This window comes from Waterburya sp. (genome assembly GCF_058530065.1).
The window spans coordinates 1-3,375 of the sequence record NZ_JBZNBU010000049.1 but is presented as its reverse complement, the minus strand read 5'-3'; the positions used below and the strand labels follow the sequence as shown (position 1 = coordinate 3,375).

General features: G+C 33.9%; 2 protein-coding genes. Both read left to right on the top strand.

Features of this window, described 5'->3' with window-relative positions; translation table 11 throughout:
• On the top strand, positions 1 to 834 hold an 834-nt coding region (locus AC33VI_RS03350; RefSeq protein ID WP_491780854.1), incomplete at its 5' end, for a WD40 repeat domain-containing protein.
• Position 835: 1 nt separating this feature from the next.
• Positions 836 to 3,046, top strand: a complete 2,211-nt coding sequence (locus AC33VI_RS03345) for a COG1470 family protein (protein ID WP_491780853.1) — start codon at positions 836 to 838, stop codon at positions 3,044 to 3,046.
• Positions 3,047 to 3,375 lie beyond the last annotated feature (329 nt).

Here is a 3,375-nt window from a genome sequence, read left to right as displayed (position 1 = left end):
GTTAATGTGGTTAAGTTGCGTTCTGATAATAATTTATCAGGGGAGTTTGCTTTCTTTGGCTTTGATAGCGGTAAATTTAGCAAGTTCAATATTAGCAAACAAGAAGAGACTATAATTATTAACAATCGAGATTCTAATACAAGCGATCGCTCTACTACCAATCGAATTTTAGATATTACTATTAGTCCCGATTTTAAGACAGTTTTTTTGGGGCAAGGTACGAAATTATTACAATGGAATTCTCTAGAGAAGAAATACAAAAATTTAATCGATCGCAATATTTCAATTCACGTTATTACATTGACTCCAGACAATAAAACCATCGTAGCTGGAGGTCAGTACAATACAGTATTTCGTATTGAATTAAACGATAATAGTAAATCTCAAGAACTCAAACTACATCCTCTATTGAATCGAGATGCCGATCGCATTACAGGATTAAAAATTACCGAAAACAATATCTTAATTAGTACCGATAATCGAGGATTAATTCGGTTTTGGAATTTTAATAATTGTAATAGTATCAAATGTAAACTGCTATATAGTAACGAACGGGAATTAGATCGGGGAATCAAGGCGATCGCTTTAGCTAAATACGCAGCAAACAAATATTATTTAGTGACGGGAGATACTGCTGGAAAAATTAAAATTTGGTCGTTTGTTCCCAATCTAAAACGTATCGATTTAAACCTAGAAAAAACCATTCAGTATTCCCAGCAAATTAACAGCATCGATCTTATTCACCAAAAAAACAATTCTCACAACAGATTATTAATTCTCAGTGGCGATCGAGATAGTGCAGTGAGATTAGATATTTATAATATTCTGAATTAATATGAGTTTTCAAGAAAATGGACTGAAGATTGTAATTTTTCCCCCAGAAGGTGAAAAAATTGCGCCCAATGAAAATAGTCAAACTAGGGTGAGTATTACGAATCAAAAACATGAATCTGGAGTCAGATTAGCAGTTTTCTTAGACTTAAAACCCGAATTAAAACAATGGTGCAAAAACTACAAACATAAAATTACTATCGGCTACCAACAGACTCAAGAAATCGAATTTTTCTGGAATATTCCCCCTCAAGCTATTCCTGGCGATTATGAATACTATTTAAAAATTGAATTTATTCGCTCGACATCTTTCTATACCTTTACCCCTAAGCATCGTCAATTAACTATACTGAACGCGATTGTTCCACCGCCAACCGAGCCTGAGCCTAGTTTTGTCATCACTCCTGCTAGTAGTTCTACCCAAGCAATTACTTTAGCTACCAATGAAACTTTAAATTTAGAAATTTACGTTCACAATCGTTCCCATAAAACAGATAATTTTCGGATTACTACCGACTTAGATAGTAGCTGGTACACAATCCGCTATCCCGAAACCATCAAAAAGTTAGGAGCGATCGCAGGAACAAATGAACTCAATTTAAACCCTGGAGAGCAAGATAAAATTAACCTATTTATTCATCCTCCTGACGATACTATTGCGGGAAACTATAAACCAGAAATTAGACTGCGCTCGGTTAATTATCCCGATCTTTTTCTCAAAAAAATAGTCTATTTAAATATTCCCCCTCAATATAATTTACAAGTAGAGTTACACACTATTCTGAATAAAGTAAGTTACAAACCAGGACAGTACAAAATACTATTAAATAATCAAGGTAATACTTTACGTAAGCTCGAAATCGCGGTTAAAACTAGCGATGAAGATGAATTGTGTAAGTATTTTTTAGAAAAATCTCTAGTAAGACTAACTCCCAAGCAAATTACCGAAATTAAATTAGAAGTTCGACCTAACTCCAAACAGAAAAGACCTTTTTTAGCAACTAAGCAATTTAATTTTCAAGTCGATCTAATAGATAAAAACGATCTTCCTGTACCTAAAAATTTACCTCTAAAAAGTAGTTTATTCTGGCGATCGCGCCCTCTGTGGCAATTAATCTTACTATCGGCTGTACTTTTGGGTCTTGTTGTTAGTTGTGCGTGGCTCGTATGGGAATTACTTAAATCGGAAGAACCTAAAATTACCTTAAAATCTGAAACAACCGAATATGAATATGGACAAAATGTTGGGGTTAATTGGTCAGTAGAAAATCCCAAAAATCTTGAAAAATTAATTATCTTTGAGCGAGATTTAGGTAAAAATACTATAAATACTAAATGTTATATTTTTGCCGAACCAATAAATCAGCAAAATTGTAAACTAATTAATCAAAATAATTTACCTAAAAAATGTCAAATCAATAATAATAAAATACGTTGCCAAAACATTATCTTTTATCATGCTAAAGATGTTAAAACTTATATTTTTCAGCTAGAAGCACTGACTAAACAAGGCAAAATCATCAAGCAGGAAACCGAACCAATAGCTATTTTACCCAGACCGACTCTGACCATCTTAGATACCTTAAAAGCTACTGTAACCAAATCTGAAGCCAAAAACAATATTGAACTGTCTTTTGCCATATCCGATGTCAATAATTTTGTCGGGGAAGATAAAATATTTTTAATTATTAATAATAAACTGCAAGCATCGCCAATCGTAACTCCCCAGAATATTAGTGAATTCTGTTCGGCAACCATAGGCGATCGCTATTCATGTAACATAGATCTTCCTAACCTCACCGATGGAAAATATAGTTTAGGAATTGAACTACAATCCGACTCAGATGGACGCTTGGATAAAAAAATAGAAAGATTTATCCTGCCAGAACCAATTCTAATTAAAACACCAATTAAATTAAACTACTTTAAAATTAACAATTCTGATAGTGGAACTTTACAAGTAGAAGCAGGTGTGCCAATTACTGTTAGTTGGTCAGTTACAGGCAAAAATGCCCAGGTCAATCTCGACTGTATTGGAGGAGAATTTAGCTTGCAAGGGAGAAAAAAACTCAATGTTCCAGAAAACACTACCCAATATTGCACCTTGGAAGTATTGGATAAGGAAGGAAAACTTAAATTCAGAAGAATTCTGGGCGTTAAAGTAAAAGAACGTCCTAAACCAAAAGAATCAGAATCAATGGATAAAATTCAGTAGATTGAAGAAGGGATTAACAATCCTACAACCATCTTCCTCTCTCCCTATCTCCCCTCACAAGATGTTGACCAACTTATTGCTCAATCATTCTCTTCCTTTTTGTTGAACTACATGGGTTAACTCATGTGCTAACGGAACTTTCAGATTGACAAAACAGCATAATCTATGGGTGGCAAGAGATACAATCCTATTGAACCAGTAAGTTACTGGGTACAAATCTGTATTTTGTCTACTTATTTATCTTGACCAGCGACTACAATCGACAGGTTTTTCTGGATCTGATGTTGTGTCTTCCTTTAACTGTTCAATGAAGTTTGTATTATCAGGTT